Genomic DNA, 16,570 nt, shown 5'->3' with positions numbered 1-16,570 from the left:
CCCTTCGCACGCACATCCGCGATCTTCAAGGGTGCGATCTTTAAGGGGAGTAGATTGCTTGTGGAGCGGATCCCGGCTCAGGGACTCAGCTTGGTCTTAACCCGCTCCTGCACCCGTTTGCCATCCGCTTGGCCTTTCAGGTGTTGCATGGCGGCGCTCATGACTTTGCCCATATCTTTGCGGGTTTTGGCCCCCAAGTCAGTGATTAGCTGATCCAATACTGCATCCAATTCGGCGTCGGTTAGTTGTCGGGGCAGGTATTCCTCCAGGATGGCCAGCTCTTGACTTTCCTGATCTGCTAAATCCGTGCGGTTGGCCTGCTGATACTGCTGGATTGAGTCCCGCCGTTGCTTGGCCAGTTGCGAGAGCAGCTCTAACTCCTGCTCAGGGGTAAGAGACTCTTGGCCGCTGGCTCGCACACTGGATTCTTTTTCCAGGATCAGTTTTTTAATGCTGCGGATCGTCTCTAGGCGGGTTTTGTCTTTCGCCTTCATGGCGATCTTGATGTCGGTGTCGATGCGCTCTCGCAAGCTCACGGGATCCCTCGAAGTGATTCTCTATGCCCTGGCGGGTTTTACTCTGGATCCAGTTTATCCTGCTGCCCCATGCCAACACTGCAAATGCTGGCCGACCTGCTCCACACCCCCCTAGAGGGGGATCCCAGCCTGCTGCACCTTCCGATGCAAACCCTCTGCACCGATAGCCGCCAGTTACAAGCGGGGGATGTGTTTGTCGCTTTGCGAGGGGAACGCTTTGATGGGCATGAGTTTATTCCGCAGGCGCTGGCTCGGGGGGCCATAGCTGTGATCAGCGACCAGCCGGTGGCCGGATCCCATTTTCGTGTAGCCGATACCTTGGCTGCCTATCAACAGATTGCCAAAGGGTGGCGGCAGCAGTTTTCTCCTCCTGTTATAGCCATTACCGGTTCGGCTGGCAAAACCAGCAGCAAAGAGATGTTGGCGGCAGCTTTATCTCGATATGGCACCGTTCTCAAAAGCCATGCCAACCACAACAACGACATCGGTGTTGCCCAAACGCTACTCCAGATGCGACCCGAGCACCAGTTCGTCGTCTTGGAAATGGCCATGCGCGGCCCTGGCGAAATTCGCCGACTGGCCCAGATGGCTCAACCTACCCATGCCCTGATCACCCATATCGGCACCGCCCACATCGGCAGACTGGGATCCCGTGCCGCCATCGCCGCTGCTAAGTGTGAGCTGTTGCAGGAGCTGGGCCAGGGAGTCGCGCTTTTGAATGGAGAGGATCCCCTCTTATTGGCCACCGCCGCAAGGGTGTGGTTGGGGCAAACCCTCACCTACGGCCTGGATCGGGCAGATTTCCGGGGAGAATGGGATCCGCTTGCCCAAACCGTAACCCTGAAGGGATTGACTCTGCCCGTGCCCTTACCCGGTCGGCACCACGCCCTGAATTGGATGGGAGTTTTGGCCACCCTGCTCAGCTTGGGGCTAGATCTGGAGCGGCTACAAGAGCCCCTAGAACTGCCTGCCGGACTGGAGGGGCGCAACCAACACCTGAAGTTGCCCGGCGATGTGGAAATTTTGGATGAGACCTACAATGCCTCTCCAGAAGCAATGATCGCCGCCCTGCACCTGTTGGCCCAGACCCCAGGAAGAAGACGCTGGGCGATTTTAGGCCCGATGCGGGAACTGGGAGACCACGCCCCTCAACTCTACGCAGAAGTGGGTCGGGCTGCTGCCCCCTTGGGGTTGGATCGGGTCTTACTCTTGGATCCGGAAGGGGAAATGCAATCGCTACTCGACCAACAGCCCGCTGCCCACACAGAACGCTTCGGGGATATGTCCGCCCTGCTCGAGGTGCTGCAGCAGCAGGTGCAAGCGGGGGATCGACTCCTTTTTAAGGCGGCCCGTGCCGTCGAACTGGAGAAGGTGCTCAACCTGTTTTTGCAAGCATGGCTAGGGGGTGAGCTAAGCTAAAGAACGGCTGATCGGGATCCTTTTGAAGAAAGTCCCTCCATTGCCTAAAACCTGAACCTTTGGCTATAGCTCCGCCCTCATGTACAACCCGTCTCTGCGCGAAGAACCCCGCGATCAACCGCCCACAGTGGTGCCCTCCCCCAGTAGCCTCTCGATTATCGATTGGTTGCGCCAGGAAGGTCGGCTGATCGAGCATCCCATCGAAGTGCCTGGGGTGGTTTTGGAAGAAGACATCGATGATATCGACGATCTGATCGGAGACGACTACGCCGACGACTTCGATAGCGACGACGAGTAAGTGCGACGACTGCTGGCCAGCCCATTCGATCCAACAGGGCGATTGGGCTCTCTTTTGTTGTCAATGTGTTGTCAAGGCAGCCTGTCACAAATGTAACGACTTTCTCAGCTTGGAGAGGATCCCTCTCAGGCAGCCTTTGGCGGCTAAAACTATCTGGCGATCATTTTTGTGACCTTGACAACACGCGATCACAACCTCAGAATGCCTATTTGGAAAGAAACCTGGACAATCGGAAATATCTTTATTTTAGGTTTTTTTCGATTTTTGGGAACTTAAATGGGATCCCCTGCGTCATAAAGGAATGTAAACCTAATCTTCACGAAGGGTTACAATTTTATGATTCGCAATCTCTTTGCTCTGTCCTTGGCCGTTGCCTCTGCCACCACTCTGGCTGTGGTTCCTATGGTCAATGCCAGCACCCCTGGTGCTACTGCTGAAACCACCACCGAAGCGGCTGCTCCTGCGGGCACCATTGTGGATGTTGCTGTTGAAGCGGGCTCCTTCACCACCCTGACCCAAGCTTTGGAAGCCGCTGGCTTGGTAGAGATCTTGTCTGGGGAAGGCCCCTTCACTGTTTTTGCCCCCACCGATGAAGCCTTTGCGGCCCTACCGGAAGGTACTCTGGAAGAGCTGCTGTTGCCGGAAAACCGTGAGCAACTGATCCAGATTCTCACCTACCACGTGGTACCTGGCGAAGCCCTTTCCACTTCTCTGGAAGCTGGGGAAGTGACCACCGTCGAGGGATCCCCTGTGGAAATTTCCTTGGCTGATGGCGTGATGGTGAACGATGCCAAGGTGGTGACAGCAGACATTGAAGCTTCCAACGGTGTCATCCATGTGATCGACAAGGTGATCCTGCCTCCTCAGGAGTGAACTGAATCGCCTCTAAGGCTCTTAGGTTCTACAGGTTTTAGGCCTCTGGTCAACCTGTAGGAGTTTCAAAACTTGTGCAGCCCCTGCCTTGGGTGGTGGGGGTTTTGTGTTGCTATGAATCCGAAGTTCTTTCGGTTCAACCTCCTACTTCAGGAAGGGAGGATCCCTGGGGCTTAAAGGTCAATGCCGACACTGGAGGCATAGATCGCCTCGACCGCTACCCCGGCTACCCGTTGGGGACGCACGATCATGTACTCGTTATCCATTTGTTTGGGCAAGGTAATAAAGTCTTCGCCACCGACCATGAGGTTGTTGATCAACTCGGTGTATTCTCGGGCCTCTCTGACCCGTACCTGCATGGTTTGGCCACCCTCTAGCATGATGTGGATCAGATATTCGTCGGGTTTTCTGGCCATGGTTGCTCCTGATGGATGAAGACAAGGGGTGGGACTAGAGAGAATCTGGGAGAATCTAGAACTTATTATTCCCACATCTGAGAACCTTGACCAATCTATGAAATCTGAGCTGGGCCGCGCCAAACCGGATCACAGGCCGTAGCATAGTGAAAGTGAAATATGCCCATTTCGGTATCCTTTGCGCTCCATGCCCAACCTGTCTGATGTCTCTGCTGCCCACCGTGAGCTGGAGTGGAACGTAGTTCGTCCCACTGACACAAACGATGTCTACCCCCTCACCTATCCTGCTGTGGAGGATCCCATCACCACCCGTTCCGACATCATTGCGGTTGGGGGAGCGGAGGACAAGGAAAATGAGCGCCACATCCTTTGGGAGTTCTTTCGCCGTTCGGGAGGAGAATCTGCCCACATCACGATCGTGCCTGCGGCCTCCGGGATCCCAGCGGTGCTGGGGGAGGTGTACACCAACATTTTTCAGCAGATGGGGGCGGCCAGCCTTCAGGTTTTAGATATTCGTAACCCGCTGGAAGCTCGGGATCCCGATGCCATCCAAAAAATTCGCTACTCTACCGGTATTTACTTCACGGGTGGGGATCAGGAGCGCTTGGCAGAGGTGCTGGCCCACAGCGATTTGATCGAGGCAATTCGGCAGCAGTGGCAACGGGGACAAACGGTGGTAGCCGGAACCAGTGCCGGGGCTTCTGCTTTGGGACAACAGATGATTTCTCGGGGCTACAGTGGCGAACCGCCTACCCCCGCCATCGTGACGGTGAAGACGGGCTTGGGCCTTTTGCCCCGCGTGATCATCGATCAACATTTTCATCAACGCAATCGGCTGGTGCGTCTGGTGACGGCAGTGGCCCATTATCCCCAGTGCTTGGGCATCGGCATCGACGAGAATACAGCGGTGGTGATCCAGGCTAACGATGTGCTGGAGGTGATCGGCTTGGGTACGGTGACGATCGTGGATGGGACGCAACTGCACTCCACCGTTCAGGAAACTGAAGCAGATCAGTATTTCCGGCTGCACGATGCCCGCATTCACTTTTTGCCTCCCGGATCCCGATTTAATCTCCATACCCTGTCTCCTTTGTGACCTGTCTAGATTGGCGCAATACCAATGCCCTGTGGGGATCCCTGTTGGCAGAAACCTTGAGCCGCTTGGGCTGTCGCTTGGCGGTGGTCTGTCCGGGATCCCGGTCGGCCCCGCTCACCTATGCGTTGGCCCAACATCCCGACATCGAGGCCATCCCAGTTTTGGATGAGCGTTCGGCAGCCTTTTTTGCCCTGGGGTTGGCCCAGCAAACCCAACAGCCCGTTCCCTTGGTCTGCACCTCCGGTAGTGCAGCAGCCCATTTTTTGCCCGCCGTCATCGAAGCCCGAGAAAGTGACATTCCACTGCTGATCTTGACCGCCGATCGCCCGCCGGAGCTGCGTCACTGTCGTTCCGGCCAAACCATCGATCAGGTGAAGCTTTACGGCCACTACCCCAACTGGCAGGCGGAATTGGCTTTACCTGCTCCGGATCTGACTTTGCTGGCTTATCTGCGCCAGACCCTGATCCACGCTTGGGAACGGGCGCTCCACCCGTCCCCTGGCCCTGTGCATTTGAATGTGCCCTTTCGGGATCCCTTGGCTCCGCTGGCGGATGGCAGCACCGAACCGCTAGCGGGACTGCGGGATGAGCCGGGGTTTGAAGAGCACTTTTTTCGGGAGGTAGCCTTTAGATCAATGCTCCCGGTAGCTTCTGTCAACCTGGAGGATAAGTCTTTTTGGCAGGCTTGGCGCCACTGTGAACGGGGGGTGATCTTGGCAGGGCCGGCACAACCTCGGGATCCTCATGCCTATTCACAGGCTGTAGCCCGTTTGGCGATGACTTTGGGTTGGCCAGTCTTAGCGGAGGGACTCTCCCCCTTGCGCAACCACGCCCACCTGAACCCTCACCTAATTAGCACCTACGATCTTATCCTCAGGCGGGATCGCCCGCAGCTCTGGCCCGAACAGGTGATTCAACTGGGATCCCTGCCCACTAGCAAGGAGTTGCGGCAAATCCTAGCCCAAATAGGCCCGCCCACTTGGCATCTCGACCCCCGCCCCGACAATGGGGATCCGCTGCACAACCCCACCACCCATTTGCGGATTTCCGTAGAAGACTTAACCCAGGGGATCCCGGAGCAAGAGTTGGTTTGGCGGGATCCTTCCCCGTTTCTACAGGCATGGCTGCAGGCAGAAGACTCCATTCGCAAAGCCCTGGATCAGATCTTGACCTCCTTGCCGGGGTGGTTTGAGGGAAAAATCGCTTGGAGTTTGGCTCAATACTTGCCCGCCGATACCCCCCTTTTTGTTTCCAACAGTACCCCCGTGCGGGATGTAGAGTGGTTTTGGCCCCCCAATGCTCGCCGTATTCGGCCCTATTTCAATCGCGGGGCCAACGGCATCGATGGCATTCTCTCGACGGCTTTTGGGGTGGCCCATCACAACCGCCCTACTGTTTTGCTGACGGGGGATTTGGCTTTTCTGCACGATAGCAACGGATTACTGCTCAACCAACGATTGCAGGGCTCCCTGACCATTCTCTTGATCAACAATCAGGGGGGCGGGATTTTTGAGTTTTTACCGATTGCTGAGGTGGGTCGGCAGGGGGTGGATCCCCCGTTTGAGCCCTATTTTGCCACTCCCCAAGCAGTGAATTTTGCCCTCCTCTGCCAAGCCCACGGCATTCCCCATCAGCAAGTACAAAGCTGGGAGCAGTTCACTCAGGTGTTGGATCCCTTGCCTAGCCAGGGGGTGCGGGTGCTGGAGATCCTTTCGGATCGGCGGTCAGATGCTCAGTTGCGTCGGGATCTGTTTCAGCAGCTGGCGGAGTTCTCTTCCAATCCCTAACCCGTTGCCAAATCTGGACGGGCAGATCCTCAACTTCACAGTCCAACCATTGGATTCCTGGCATGGCCCGAAACCATGTCATCTGCCGTTTGGCAAACTGGCGGGTGTGCTGCACGATTAGCGGTTGCAACTCAGCCTCCGAGATCCGCCCCTCCAGGTAGGCAGAAATTTCCGCATAGCCCAAGGTGTTCAGCAGCGGCAGATCCGGCCCGTAGCGCTCTCGCAAGCCTTTCACCTCTTCGATCCACCCCGATTGAATCATTGCCGCGGTGCGCTGGGTAATGCGGGCCTGCAAACGGGGCATGGGGCACTGCAAGCCGAGGGTCAAAATGGGGTATCGAGGCGGCTGGGCTTGGCGTAGGCTAGAGGCCGTTTTCCCCGTAGTGTAGACAATTTCCAGGGCGCGGAGGGTGCGCACCGCATCGTGAGGGTGAATGTGCTTAGCAGCAATCGGATCCAACTGTTGCAGCCAGGCGTAGCGGATCTCGGGGGGCCAAGTTTCCAGTTGTGCTCTTAGTTGCGGCTGCGGGGGCACAGCCGGGATCCCCAGGCCAGCGGTAATGGATTGGATGTAGAGGCCGGTGCCACCCACCAGAATGGGGGTTTGTCCCTGTTGATGGGCTTGCGCGATGCGAGCTTGGGCCGCTTGTTGAAACTCCGCGACGGTGAAGGTATCCCTGGGATCCGCCAGATCGATCAACTCGTGGGGCCAGAGGGCCTGCTCGGCGGGGGTGGGTTTGGCAGTGCCAATGTCGAACTGACGGTAGACCTGTCGGGAATCGGCATTCAACAAAGGGGATCCCAGCCGTTGGGCCAACAGCAGCGCTTGCCGAGATTTCCCGGTTGCGGTGGGGCCGCCGATGACAATTAAGCCTGGTTGAGTAGGAGTTGTAGAGCTTTGCTCCGCCGTAGAGATAGGAGCTAGGATCCCGTTTTCCGGGATAAAGCCCGTTTCGGTACTTTCAGATACTGCAAATACGTTCACATTAAGGAGGTGATTAAATTTCACTACGGGTTTTGGCTCTGTGGGTAAAATAGGGCATCTTCGGCCTTGTTATTCCTACGTTTTCCAGTGATCTCATCCTACGTGCCCACCTTGCCTTGTTTCATCTATCGTTGGCCACGGCCGGGGCTGAGCAAGCTACTGCTGAAAAGTCTCTGTGGAGCTGTTTGGCTAGGGATCCTGGGGGCGTTGTTGCTGTGGGATCGTCGCCCTGCATTTGCAGAAGCCTTGGTGCTCAAACAAGGAGAATTGCGAGCCTTACCCCTCTTGCAAACCCGGGCTCGACTGCCCCTACAACCTCTGGAAATGCTCTATTTGGGCATGTTTGAGGAGCGGTTTTTGAACTATGCCCGCGCCAACAACTGGGAGACGATCTCGAGTAACCGCGAGGATCCCCGTTGGACCCGTTGGCAGTTGCGCCCCGGTGGCGAAGCGCTTTACTTGGCAGATCCGTTCTTGCTTCAGGATCCCTTGCAGCCCCCGATCTATGCCCGTGGATTTTATGTGCAAGCCTATTTTGTCGCCGGACGATTGGTGGGAATGCACCTGATCCAAAACCCAGAAGAGCCGGGCTTCAACTTAAAAGAACTACAAAAGCTCATCCGCGCTTGGTTTCCTGACAATCGCCTGATGTTGCACTACCAAGTGTTACCGGAAGATCCGCATCAGCAGGTGCTGGGAGCTTATTTAGGCAACATTCCCTCTGCCTTTATTGCCGATATTCAGCTCAACCGCGTGCCCTTTTGTCAAACCTTTTTGACGCCAACTTCGCCGCAGCCGATTACGCCCCCCTTGATCGATCCGCCCCCCCACTGTCTGCGCATGACCGATGCTGCCCACGTACAAGCGGAAGTAAACGGGGCAACAGCCCTTGGTGAGGGATCCCCTCTGGTGCGTTGATTGCTGGATCCCACTGGAGCTTAGAGGATCCCAACTTCATCAAATAGCCAGAAATAGCCAGTAAGGTAGGAGAGTTTTCCTTCCGTCATACCTCCAATTGTTAGCTGAGAGAGCTTGTCTGCTTGCCTGGAGCAATACTTTAGGTGGTATCAGGTTTGGGGATATCGGGTGATATGGCTAACCCTAGAGTCGAGTCCACCTGCACCCATCAATTGCTCAATATCCTAGCGATTGCCTTGAGCCCACCTCAAACCGTGACCAGCTCTGGACGACGGCTGTTACGAATGCCGCGAATCGCTTCTCCGTAATCCTTGGCCTTGAACACCGCTGAGCCTGCCACAATCGCATTGGCCCCCGCTTCAATCACCTGCCAGGCATTGCTCCCTTTGAGGCCACCATCCACCTCGATCCAGGGATCCAAGCCGCGTTCATCACAGAGGGCACGCAACTGACGAATTTTGGGCACCACCGCCGGAATAAAGCTTTGCCCCCCAAAGCCGGGGTTGACGCTCATGATCAGCACCAAGTCCACCAACTCCAGCACGTACTGGATCAAATCCAAAGAACTGGCGGGATTGAGCACTACGCCCGCCTGCTTGCCCAAATCCTTGATCTGGCTGAGGGTACGGTGCAGGTGAATGGTAGAGCTAGACTCCGCATGCACAGAAATGATGTCGGCCCCTGCCTTGGCAAAGTCCGCCACATAATTCTCCGGTTGCACGATCATCAGGTGCACATCCAGGGGCTTGGTCGTGACTGGGCGCAGTGCTTCCACCACCAGTGGGCCAATAGTAATATTTGGCACAAAGCGGCCATCCATCACATCCACATGGATCCAGTCCGCCCCCGCTTCATCCACTGCCCGCACCTCATCCCCCAAACGGCTAAAGTCCGCCGAAAGAATAGAGGGGGCGATCACAATCGGCTTTTGCCCAGAGGTCGCTGACGGCTTGATCATGATGAATGTCCGGGTTGTGTAAATAGAAGAACAACGGGATCCGCTCCTCCATGGTACGGGCTTTGATCCCCTTTGCAAAGCGTCACAGTCCTTCTCAGTCTGGCGCTCAGGGTTCTAAGGGAGATGTGGATTCCCGCGGTAGGATCCCGACAAAGCTCACATCGGCAAACCGCAACACCTGCAAAACTTGGGTGATACGCCGCAGAGGGTCGAATCGTTCAGAGGTGCTATTGGGCTCTGGAGAAGATTGCTCAGAGGGAGCGGGATCCCGTTGCAACGTCATAGAAAGCTGCTGTAGCTGCATGTAGATGCTATTCACCGCCAGCATCGCTAGGACTGTGCCGAAAAACTTGGTACGGGATCCCATAGGTCAACTCATGCGGGAGAACAAAAAGTACAGCCGTTGCCAGCGCAGCAGCAAAGCTTGTCTAGCTCCAACTTAGCGAATTTGCCGTTGGCGTACCAAATGCCGCAAACATTGCTGAGCCAAGAGACTCGGTTCCTGCAGAGTGTAGGCCCCGAGCAAATCCCCCCGACCATCCGCCAAAAACAGTACTGCCTGCCGTCGGGGATCTGTGCTGGGCAGCACTTGCCGGACTAAGTCCTTAAGGGGAGTCACGGATTCGCCAGAAAAATCTACCGCCAAATAGGGGGATCCCTGTTCAGGAACCGGGTAGTCCCGCCGCAGAATGCGCAGCACCAAGTCTCGAAAGGCTGCCATCCCCGTGCCATCGATCAAAATTACCTGGCGAAACCCTTTGTATTGACCAAACTCCAGATCGATGCGCCGCGACATGTCCACCGATTGTTGAGCCGTGGCGCGATTGGTCAAAATCACCGCCTGTAGCCCGTCCGGGAACTCCGCCAAATCTAGGGGATCCCCGTTAATGCTTTCGGGCCGAATCGACAGAGCTAAAGAGCCAAGGCTATCTGGGCAAGCGGATACGGATTCTGCCGAGGCAGTCCAGGGGAAACACCCAGACATGAGACAACCGACCAGCAGAGCCACAGCACAAGGGGGACAGCAGAGGTGGGGCAGCCAGAGCATTCGAGAGAAGCAGTAAGATGGATATCAGTAACCCTGCAATATTTCTACATCTTTTTCACTGTGTTGACTGCTTCTCCGGCCAGTTTTGCGGCTGATGCCATCGCTCCTTTTGCTCCTCAAATCTGGAACTGGCGTGGACATTCCATTCGCTATGTGGTGCAGGGATCCGGATCCCCTTTGGTGTTGGTGCATGGGTTTGGGGCTTCAATTGGCCATTGGCGGCACAATATCCCCGTTCTGGCGGCGGCAGGATATCAAGTTTATGCTCTGGATTTGCTTGGGTTTGGTGGCTCTGCAAAACCTGCTCTGCCCTACAGTTTGGATTTGTGGGTGGAGCTGCTGGTGGATTTTTGGCAGGCACACATTCAACGGCCAGCAGTGTTCATTGGCAATTCCATCGGTGCTTTGCTCAGCCTGATCATGGCCGCGCAACATCCGGATTTGACGGCAGGGGCTGTATTACTCAACTGTGCCGGCGGCTTGAATCATCGTTCCCATGAACTCAACCCGATTTTCCGGTTGGTCATGGGCACCTTTACAGCTTTGGTGGCCTCCCCCGTTACGGGTCCATTTTTATTTGATCGGGTGCGTCAACGCCAGCGCATCCGCGAAACCTTGAAACAGGTGTACCGCAACCCTGCTGCCATTACCGATGAACTGGTGGAGATCCTCTACGCCCCCTCCTGCGATGTGGGTGCTCAGCAGGTGTTTGCCTCAATTCTCACCGCTCCGGCTGGCCCGCTCCCCGAGGCACTGTTGCCGCAAGTGCGTTGTCCGCTGTTGGTGCTCTGGGGAGAAGCGGATCCCTGGACACCGATTCAACGGGGTCGAGGCTTTCAAAACCATATCAACGGGATCGACTACCAATTTCTGCCCATCCCCGACACCGGCCATTGCCCTCATGATGAACGCCCAGAGGTGATCAATCCTTTGATTTTGGACTGGTTACCCAAAGCCTTTGCAGTCGTTTGATGTGCTCTTCTCAAGCCTTTTTGGAAGTCCCTTCGGCCGATAGGCCCAGCCAGCCCCGGATCTTTTCCATCCAAACCTGAAGTGGCGAAGGCTGGGGCCGGATCGCCAGTTGAATCGGCTCATCTTGATAGTCTTTGTCCTTGAGGCGGAAACCAAACTCCAGCTCCTCTTTGACCTTGCTCAGACGGGGGAACAAGCGCAGAGCGGCTTTTTTGAGTTCCTCTTCGTTCTGGAAAATAGCCTGGTGAATGGCGCTAGAACGTCCTACCGCCAGGGATCCCACCGGTAACCAAGGATTGGGTTTCCCGGCAGCCGCCTTGGCAGAGCGGGCAAAAATGTTGAATTCCGGCATCCCCTTTGCTTGCAGCTCGTCATAGCGTTTGGCCGCTTGTTTGCGTTTGGCGGCATTGGGGTTGGGGGGGGTCTTTTCGGGCTTGGATTTGCTGAAACCCTTGGGCTGGCTCATACCACAGCAGTTGGGAAGGTGGATTTTTGCAGCTTAGCGCACAAGTGGCGCGCCACTCTCCGCCTGTCTACTCAGGGTTCATTCCGCCCGATCTTGACCTGGCTTCCTGATGTAACTCTGTAGCTGATTTCGGGATCCCCGGCGGATTTTGTTCCAAAATGAGAGAAGTTTATTTTTCTTTGCAGTCGCGTCAGCGTTGCGGAGCAACATTGGGAGCAACATTGTCTGGGCGGGGTCATGAAGCTCCAAATCGGGATCCCAGACGAGACTCATTTGAGGGCAGTGGTATGCGGGTGGCAATCATCGGGGCAGGCTTGGCCGGGTTGGTAACGGCGGTGGATCTGGTGGAAGCGGGGCATGAGGTGCAGCTTTACGAGTCACGTCCGTTTGTGGGCGGTAAGGTGGGCTCCTGGCAGGATGCCGATGGCAACCACATCGAGATGGGTTTGCATGTTTTTTTTTGTAACTACAGCAACCTGTTTGCCCTGATGAAAAAGGTGGGAACCTTTGAGAACTTGCTGCCCAAGCAACACACCCACACCTTTGTCAACCGGGGCGGGGCGGTGGCAGCCCTTGATTTTCGCTTTCCGATAGGGGCACCCTTCAACGGTCTCAAAGCCTTCTTCACCACCGGGCAACTGTCTTGGCTGGATAAACTGCGCAATGGCTTGGCTCTGGGCACCAGCCCTTTGATCCGCGGCTTGCTGGATTATGAAGGGGCGATGCGGCAGATCCGGGCCTTGGATCGGATCAGCTTTGCCGATTGGTTCCGGGGCCACGGCGGATCTGAGGGCAGCCTGAAGCGAATGTGGAACCCGATTGCCTACGCCCTAGGTTTCATCGATACCGAAGCGATCTCGGCCCGCTGTATGCTGACCATTTTTCAGATGTTTGCTAGCAAAACCGAGGCTTCTAAACTGAATCTTCTCAAGGGATCCCCCGACCGATACCTCACTCAGCCGATCGTTAACTACATCCAGGCCCATGGGGGCCGGATCCACACCCGCAAAGGGGTGAGTCAAATCCAAGTGAGCGAGTCGGATCCCTACCCAGTGACAGGCTTGCTGTTGGCGGATGGTGAGCGAATCGAAGCAGATGTGTACGTGTGTGCAGCAGCAGTGGATGGGGCAAAGCGGCTCATCCCAGAGGTATGGCGGCAATGGCCCCAGTTCGATAACCTCTACCAGCTGGAATCGGTGCCGGTGGCGACGGTGCAGTTGCGCTTTGATGGCTGGGTCACCGAGCTGAACCCCCAGGGCCAGGTCAAACGAGCTGTGGATCACCCGCAAGCGGCGGGCATTGATAATCTCCTCTACACGGCTGATGCAGATTTTTCCTGTTTTGCCGACTTGGCCCTCAGCAGCCCCGCCGACTATTACAAACCCGGCCAGGGATCCCTATTGCAATGTGTGCTTACCCCGGGGGATCCGTTCATTCCCATGCCCAACGAAAAGATCGCCCAGCATGTGTTGCACCAAGTCCACGCCCTTTTCCCTTCATCGCGGGAACTGAACATGACCTGGTACAGCGTCGTGAAATTGGCACAATCCTTGTATCGAGAAGCGCCGGGCATGGATCCCTACCGCCCGCAGCAAAAAACCCCGGTGCCCAATTTCTTCTTTGCCGGCAGCTACACCGCCCAAGACTACATCGACAGCATGGAAGGGGCGACGCTCTCCGGACACCTGGCTGCCCAGGCAATCTTGGCCGGTTAGCCAACAGAGTCGGGGCCAGTCCTTGAGCCACCCCAGTTCCTGCGGAAGTGGTTCTAGCAACGCTCTGGCTCGGCCCGCTCTTCCAGCAACGGGATCAACTCTCCCTCTGCCGCGAACCAGCGCACTCAGGGATCCCCGGTTGCAAGCTCAGTTGTTGGCTGGATAACCGCCCCGCTTCGGTTGCCAAACTCTCCTGATATCGACCGCTGATCCAACCCAATCCGGCCCCGCAGGGGACAGCAAGAAACCAGAGTTTTTGGTGAAAAACACCATAATCCTGTTATAGTGAAAACTACCATAATTCAAGGAGGCAGAGCGTTGTCTGGCATGGATCCCTCTTCGTTGGATGGTGTCAACGGATCCGCCAACTCAGGGTTTGGGCGGGTGCGGCGGGCTTGGGTCCTGGGGTTCTATCCGCTGCTGTGGCTGCTGACATTCTGGGGCACTCGCTCCTCAGAACCGCGGATCTTCGGGATCCCGGTTTGGTATCTGGGGGCGGGGCTGATCATCCTATTGTTGGTGCCTTTGAATCTGTACGTGGTGTGGGCCTGTTGGCCGAGGATGGGCAATGACTGATACGGTTTTGAGCGTTGGGATCGTGGGGGCCTATCTGCTGGTGTTGGCGGGGATTGGCTTTTGGAGTTACCGCCATACGGGGCAGGATCCGGTCAGCTATTTTTTGGCGGGGCGGGGTTTGGGATCCCTGGTATTGACGCTGACGATGTTGGCGACCCTGCTGAGTGCCTTTACCTTTATCGGCGTCCCGGCGGATGGCTACACCCACGGGTTGGGGATCTTTTTGGGAGTGGGGGTGACAGATGCCCTCATTTCGGTGTTGTTTTTTCTCTTGGGCTATCGGCTTTGGCTGGCGGCCAAACACTTCCAATTCATTACCCCATCGGAGTTTTTCGGCCATCGTTTCGGAAGCCCAGTGCTGGCTTCGCTCTACTCCCTCAGTGCTCTGCTGTTTACCGCCCCCTACATCAGCATTCAGATCATCGCCGGGGCGCGTACTCTCTCGGCGGTGCTGGGGGACGGGATCCCCTACTGGCCCTTGGCGGTGCTAATGGCGGTGGTGATCTTGGCCTATGTGCTGCTGGGGGGATCCCAGGCGGTGGTATGGACGGATACCCTACAGGGGCTGATCATGCTTCTGGGCATGGGGACTGCCTTCGTGATGATTGCCAGTTCCTTGGGGACTGAGGCCGGGGCAGAGTTGGATCCCTGGCTGAGGTTGCCGGGGCCAACCGGTCGCTGGAGTTGGCAGGGATTAATCAGCTATCAACTGTTGATTTTCATGGCGGTTCCTCTGTTTCCGCAAATTTTCCAACGCTTTTATATGGCCAAAAGTGAGCAGGTGTTCAAAACAATGATGGTGGTTTGGCCGCTTTTGATTTTGCTGATTTTCTTTCCGGCAGCTCTAATCGGGGTTTGGGGACGCTTGGTTTTTCCCAGCTTGGAGCAGGCGGATCAGATTATGCCCCTGATGCTGCAAACCCTGCCCGCCGGGCTGGCGGCTCTAGTGATTTCAGCCGCCTTGGCGGCCTTGATGTCCACCGCTGACTCGCAATTGCTCACCACCAGCTCTTTGGTCACACGAGATTGGGTCTTTACCTACTTCAACCGACGTCTATCCCCTCTGCAGGAGGGACGGTTGGGGCGGATCGTGGTGTTGCTGATTGCCTTGGTTTCCTTTGTTATTGCCCTCAATCCACCGGGGGTGATCGTAGAAATTGCCACCTGGAGCTTTCAGGGCAGCGCCATGCTGTTTCCGGTCTTGATCGCCGGTTTGTACTGGAAGCGCACCAGTCGGGCGGGGGCAGTGGCCGGCGGAATCGTGTCGAGCGTACTCACCTTGGGCTGGCTGGCTGGGGTGTTGCCGCAGGAGTGGAGACTGGGTTGGCTACCGGTGATCCCGGCGGTGCTGGTGGGGAGTGGAGTGTTGATCGGGGTTAGCCTGCTCACCCAGCCCCCAGCGGAACGGGTGGCGGAATACTATCAAGGCCCTTGGGCAGAACCAACCCAGGATCAATCGGGATCCCAAGGGCACCCTTCCTAGCCAATGGGATGGTTGCTACCGCAAAGCCTCCAGGAAGGCAAATACCGCAGGTGGATGCAGGGCAGAGGCCAGAATCGCAGCACCGATCACTCGCTCCAAGGGGATCGGTAAGCGGCGGATCTGGATCCCGTCTGGAATGGGGATGGCGGCCAGCCGTGGCAAAATGGCAGCTCCCAGGCCCTGGGCGACCATGTTCACAATCGTGGAGTCTTCTTTCACCAGGTAGGCTACCTTGAGGGTCTGTTGGGCAGCTTCCCAGTGGTTCCGCACCGCTGTGGTGCATTCGGCGTAGTTGTAGAGAATATAGGAAAATTGGGAGAGATCGGCCCAAGTGAGGGTTTCCGGCAGGGATCCAAAACTGTGAGGGATTAACAGAATAAATTCATCGCGGGCAATCTCCCAAGTTTCCAGATCGTCTGCATTACGGGGCAGCGGCAATAGGCCAATATCCACCTGACCGGAGCGCAGCAGCTGTTCTACCGTGGCCGGATCCTCTTCGGTGAGGGCGAGGGTGATTTGCGGAAATTGTTGACGAAAGCGGGCGATCACCGGCGGCAGTAGATGAGTGGCGGCACTGCGAAAAGCGGCCACCCGCACACTTCCTCCCCGCAGGCCTTTTTCCAGGTTGGCCTCATAATCCATTTGTTCGCGCAGTTGCAGCATTTTGCGCACATGGCGCAGTAGGCGCTCCCCCACCGGGGTTAGGTGTGCCCCAAACCGACCGCGCACCAGCAGCCTCACCCCCAATTCCTCTTCAAGGCTGGCAATGGCCCGACTCACCGCCGACTGAGAAATGTGCAATTGCAGAGCAGCATCGCTGAAGTTGCCCTGCTCCACCACCGCCACCAGGGTTTGCAGTTGCGAGATGTTCATGGAGCCTATCTATTCGATCTGCGCATAGATGTGATGCTATCTCAGGTTTGAACCCTCTGCTGGAGCTGATTAGACTACAACTTAATCCTGCTTCACAGTGAGAAAACAAGTAGTTTTACTGTTTCTTACTGTCGTCAAATCAAGTGTATTC

Annotated in this window: 18 protein-coding genes; 10 read left to right on the top strand and 8 right to left on the bottom strand. The window is 56.4% G+C overall.

Annotated elements, in window-relative coordinates:
• Positions 1-77: 77 nt before the first annotated feature.
• On the bottom strand, positions 78-536 hold the full coding sequence (locus L1047_RS08590) for a GatB/YqeY domain-containing protein (protein ID WP_235278454.1): 459 nt from the start codon (positions 534-536) through the stop codon (positions 78-80).
• A gap of 69 nt (positions 537-605) precedes the next feature.
• Between L1047_RS08590 and L1047_RS08585 the strand changes: the two genes are divergently transcribed.
• The 3 genes from L1047_RS08585 (at position 606) to L1047_RS08575 (ending at position 3,126) form a co-directional block, all read left to right on the top strand.
• Positions 606-1,955 carry a UDP-N-acetylmuramoyl-tripeptide--D-alanyl-D-alanine ligase gene (locus L1047_RS08585; RefSeq protein ID WP_235278453.1) on the top strand — a complete coding sequence of 450 codons (1,350 nt, stop codon included), beginning with the start codon at positions 606-608 and terminating at the stop codon, positions 1,953-1,955.
• 79 nt (positions 1,956-2,034) lie between these two features.
• Positions 2,035-2,253, top strand: a complete 219-nt coding sequence (locus L1047_RS08580; RefSeq protein ID WP_235278452.1) for a DUF3134 family protein — start codon at positions 2,035-2,037, stop codon at positions 2,251-2,253.
• 336 nt (positions 2,254-2,589) lie between these two features.
• Entirely contained in the window at positions 2,590-3,126 is a 537-nt protein-coding gene (locus L1047_RS08575) for a fasciclin domain-containing protein (RefSeq protein WP_235278451.1), read from the top strand.
• Between the two features lie 173 nt (positions 3,127-3,299).
• Here the strand turns inward: L1047_RS08575 and L1047_RS08570 are convergent, their stop codons facing one another.
• Complete coding sequence (locus L1047_RS08570; protein ID WP_235278450.1) at positions 3,300-3,542, bottom strand: hypothetical protein; 243 nt, start codon at positions 3,540-3,542, stop codon at positions 3,300-3,302.
• A 187-nt stretch (positions 3,543-3,729) separates the two neighbouring features.
• Between L1047_RS08570 and L1047_RS08565 the strand changes: the two genes are divergently transcribed.
• On the top strand, positions 3,730-4,638 hold the full coding sequence (locus L1047_RS08565) for a cyanophycinase (RefSeq protein WP_235278449.1): 909 nt from the start codon (positions 3,730-3,732) through the stop codon (positions 4,636-4,638).
• The gene (gene menD / locus L1047_RS08560) at positions 4,635-6,425 is read left to right on the top strand and encodes a 2-succinyl-5-enolpyruvyl-6-hydroxy-3-cyclohexene-1-carboxylic-acid synthase (RefSeq protein WP_235278448.1); all 1,791 of its coding nucleotides are present in this window, start codon (positions 4,635-4,637) and stop codon (positions 6,423-6,425) included. The genes L1047_RS08565 and menD overlap by 4 nt, the downstream gene beginning before the upstream one ends.
• Here menD and miaA read toward each other — a convergent pair.
• A complete protein-coding gene (gene miaA, locus L1047_RS08555) occupies positions 6,319-7,341 on the bottom strand; it encodes a tRNA (adenosine(37)-N6)-dimethylallyltransferase MiaA (protein ID WP_443081710.1) in 1,023 nt (340 codons plus the stop codon). The genes menD and miaA overlap by 107 nt on opposite strands.
• A 171-nt stretch (positions 7,342-7,512) precedes the next feature.
• On the opposite strand from miaA, the gene L1047_RS08550 reads away from it, so the two are divergent.
• Complete coding sequence (locus tag L1047_RS08550; protein ID WP_235278447.1) at positions 7,513-8,328, top strand: hypothetical protein; 816 nt, start codon at positions 7,513-7,515, stop codon at positions 8,326-8,328.
• 247 nt (positions 8,329-8,575) lie between these two features.
• Here L1047_RS08550 and rpe read toward each other — a convergent pair whose 3' ends face one another.
• From rpe to L1047_RS08535, 3 genes are all read right to left on the bottom strand, one after another.
• A complete protein-coding gene (gene rpe, locus L1047_RS08545; RefSeq protein WP_235278446.1) occupies positions 8,576-9,286 on the bottom strand; it encodes a ribulose-phosphate 3-epimerase in 711 nt (236 codons plus the stop codon).
• Between the two features lie 106 nt (positions 9,287-9,392).
• Complete coding sequence (locus tag L1047_RS08540; protein WP_235278445.1) at positions 9,393-9,653, bottom strand: hypothetical protein; 261 nt, start codon at positions 9,651-9,653, stop codon at positions 9,393-9,395.
• A 72-nt stretch (positions 9,654-9,725) separates the two neighbouring features.
• A complete protein-coding gene (locus L1047_RS08535; protein WP_235278444.1) occupies positions 9,726-10,271 on the bottom strand; it encodes a hypothetical protein in 546 nt (181 codons plus the stop codon).
• A gap of 123 nt (positions 10,272-10,394) precedes the next feature.
• Between L1047_RS08535 and L1047_RS08530 the strand changes: the two genes are divergently transcribed.
• Entirely contained in the window at positions 10,395-11,306 is a 912-nt protein-coding gene (locus L1047_RS08530; protein ID WP_235278443.1) for an alpha/beta fold hydrolase, read from the top strand.
• A gap of 10 nt (positions 11,307-11,316) precedes the next feature.
• On the opposite strand, the gene L1047_RS08525 is transcribed toward L1047_RS08530, so the two are convergent.
• The gene (locus L1047_RS08525; RefSeq protein ID WP_235278442.1) at positions 11,317-11,772 is read right to left on the bottom strand and encodes an HHL1-like protein; all 456 of its coding nucleotides are present in this window, start codon (positions 11,770-11,772) and stop codon (positions 11,317-11,319) included.
• 287 nt (positions 11,773-12,059) lie between these two features.
• Between L1047_RS08525 and zds the strand changes: the two genes are divergently transcribed.
• The 3 genes from zds (at position 12,060) to L1047_RS08510 (ending at position 15,546) form a co-directional block, all read left to right on the top strand.
• On the top strand, positions 12,060-13,487 hold the full coding sequence (gene zds / locus L1047_RS08520) for a 9,9'-di-cis-zeta-carotene desaturase (RefSeq protein WP_235278917.1): 1,428 nt from the start codon (positions 12,060-12,062) through the stop codon (positions 13,485-13,487).
• A 327-nt stretch (positions 13,488-13,814) separates the two neighbouring features.
• Positions 13,815-14,063 carry a hypothetical protein gene (locus tag L1047_RS08515; protein ID WP_235278916.1) on the top strand — a complete coding sequence of 83 codons (249 nt, stop codon included), beginning with the start codon at positions 13,815-13,817 and terminating at the stop codon, positions 14,061-14,063.
• On the top strand, positions 14,056-15,546 hold the full coding sequence (locus L1047_RS08510; RefSeq protein WP_235278441.1) for a sodium:solute symporter family protein: 1,491 nt from the start codon (positions 14,056-14,058) through the stop codon (positions 15,544-15,546). Before L1047_RS08515 ends, L1047_RS08510 begins: the two co-directional genes overlap by 8 nt.
• 15 nt (positions 15,547-15,561) lie before the next feature.
• Here the strand turns inward: L1047_RS08510 and L1047_RS08505 are convergent, their stop codons facing one another.
• Positions 15,562-16,419, bottom strand: a complete 858-nt coding sequence (locus L1047_RS08505) for a LysR family transcriptional regulator (protein ID WP_235278440.1) — start codon at positions 16,417-16,419, stop codon at positions 15,562-15,564.
• Between the last annotated feature and the right edge of the window lie 151 nt (positions 16,420-16,570).

Source organism: Synechococcus sp. Nb3U1, from assembly GCF_021533835.1.
Classification (GTDB): Bacteria; Cyanobacteriota; Cyanobacteriia; order Thermostichales; family Thermostichaceae; genus Thermostichus.
The sequence above is the reverse complement of the archived record's forward strand: the minus strand, read 5'-3'. Positions and strand labels throughout refer to the sequence as shown.

Coding starts and splice junctions, on each gene's coding strand:
- rpe (WP_235278446.1), bottom strand. CDS start 9,286: ATGATCAAGCCGTCAGCGACCTCTGGGCAAAAGCCGATTGTGATCGCC.
- L1047_RS08505 (WP_235278440.1), bottom strand. CDS start 16,419: ATGAACATCTCGCAACTGCAAACCCTGGTGGCGGTGGTGGAGCAGGGC.
- L1047_RS08585 (WP_235278453.1), top strand. CDS start 606: ATGCCAACACTGCAAATGCTGGCCGACCTGCTCCACACCCCCCTAGAG.
- L1047_RS08575 (WP_235278451.1), top strand. CDS start 2,590: ATGATTCGCAATCTCTTTGCTCTGTCCTTGGCCGTTGCCTCTGCCACC.
- L1047_RS08515 (WP_235278916.1), top strand. CDS start 13,815: ATGGATCCCTCTTCGTTGGATGGTGTCAACGGATCCGCCAACTCAGGG.
- L1047_RS08570 (WP_235278450.1), bottom strand. CDS start 3,542: ATGGCCAGAAAACCCGACGAATATCTGATCCACATCATGCTAGAGGGT.
- L1047_RS08510 (WP_235278441.1), top strand. CDS start 14,056: ATGACTGATACGGTTTTGAGCGTTGGGATCGTGGGGGCCTATCTGCTG.
- zds (WP_235278917.1), top strand. CDS start 12,060: ATGCGGGTGGCAATCATCGGGGCAGGCTTGGCCGGGTTGGTAACGGCG.
- L1047_RS08580 (WP_235278452.1), top strand. CDS start 2,035: ATGTACAACCCGTCTCTGCGCGAAGAACCCCGCGATCAACCGCCCACA.
- L1047_RS08535 (WP_235278444.1), bottom strand. CDS start 10,271: ATGTCTGGGTGTTTCCCCTGGACTGCCTCGGCAGAATCCGTATCCGCT.
- L1047_RS08525 (WP_235278442.1), bottom strand. CDS start 11,772: ATGAGCCAGCCCAAGGGTTTCAGCAAATCCAAGCCCGAAAAGACCCCC.
- L1047_RS08540 (WP_235278445.1), bottom strand. CDS start 9,653: ATGGGATCCCGTACCAAGTTTTTCGGCACAGTCCTAGCGATGCTGGCG.
- L1047_RS08565 (WP_235278449.1), top strand. CDS start 3,730: ATGCCCAACCTGTCTGATGTCTCTGCTGCCCACCGTGAGCTGGAGTGG.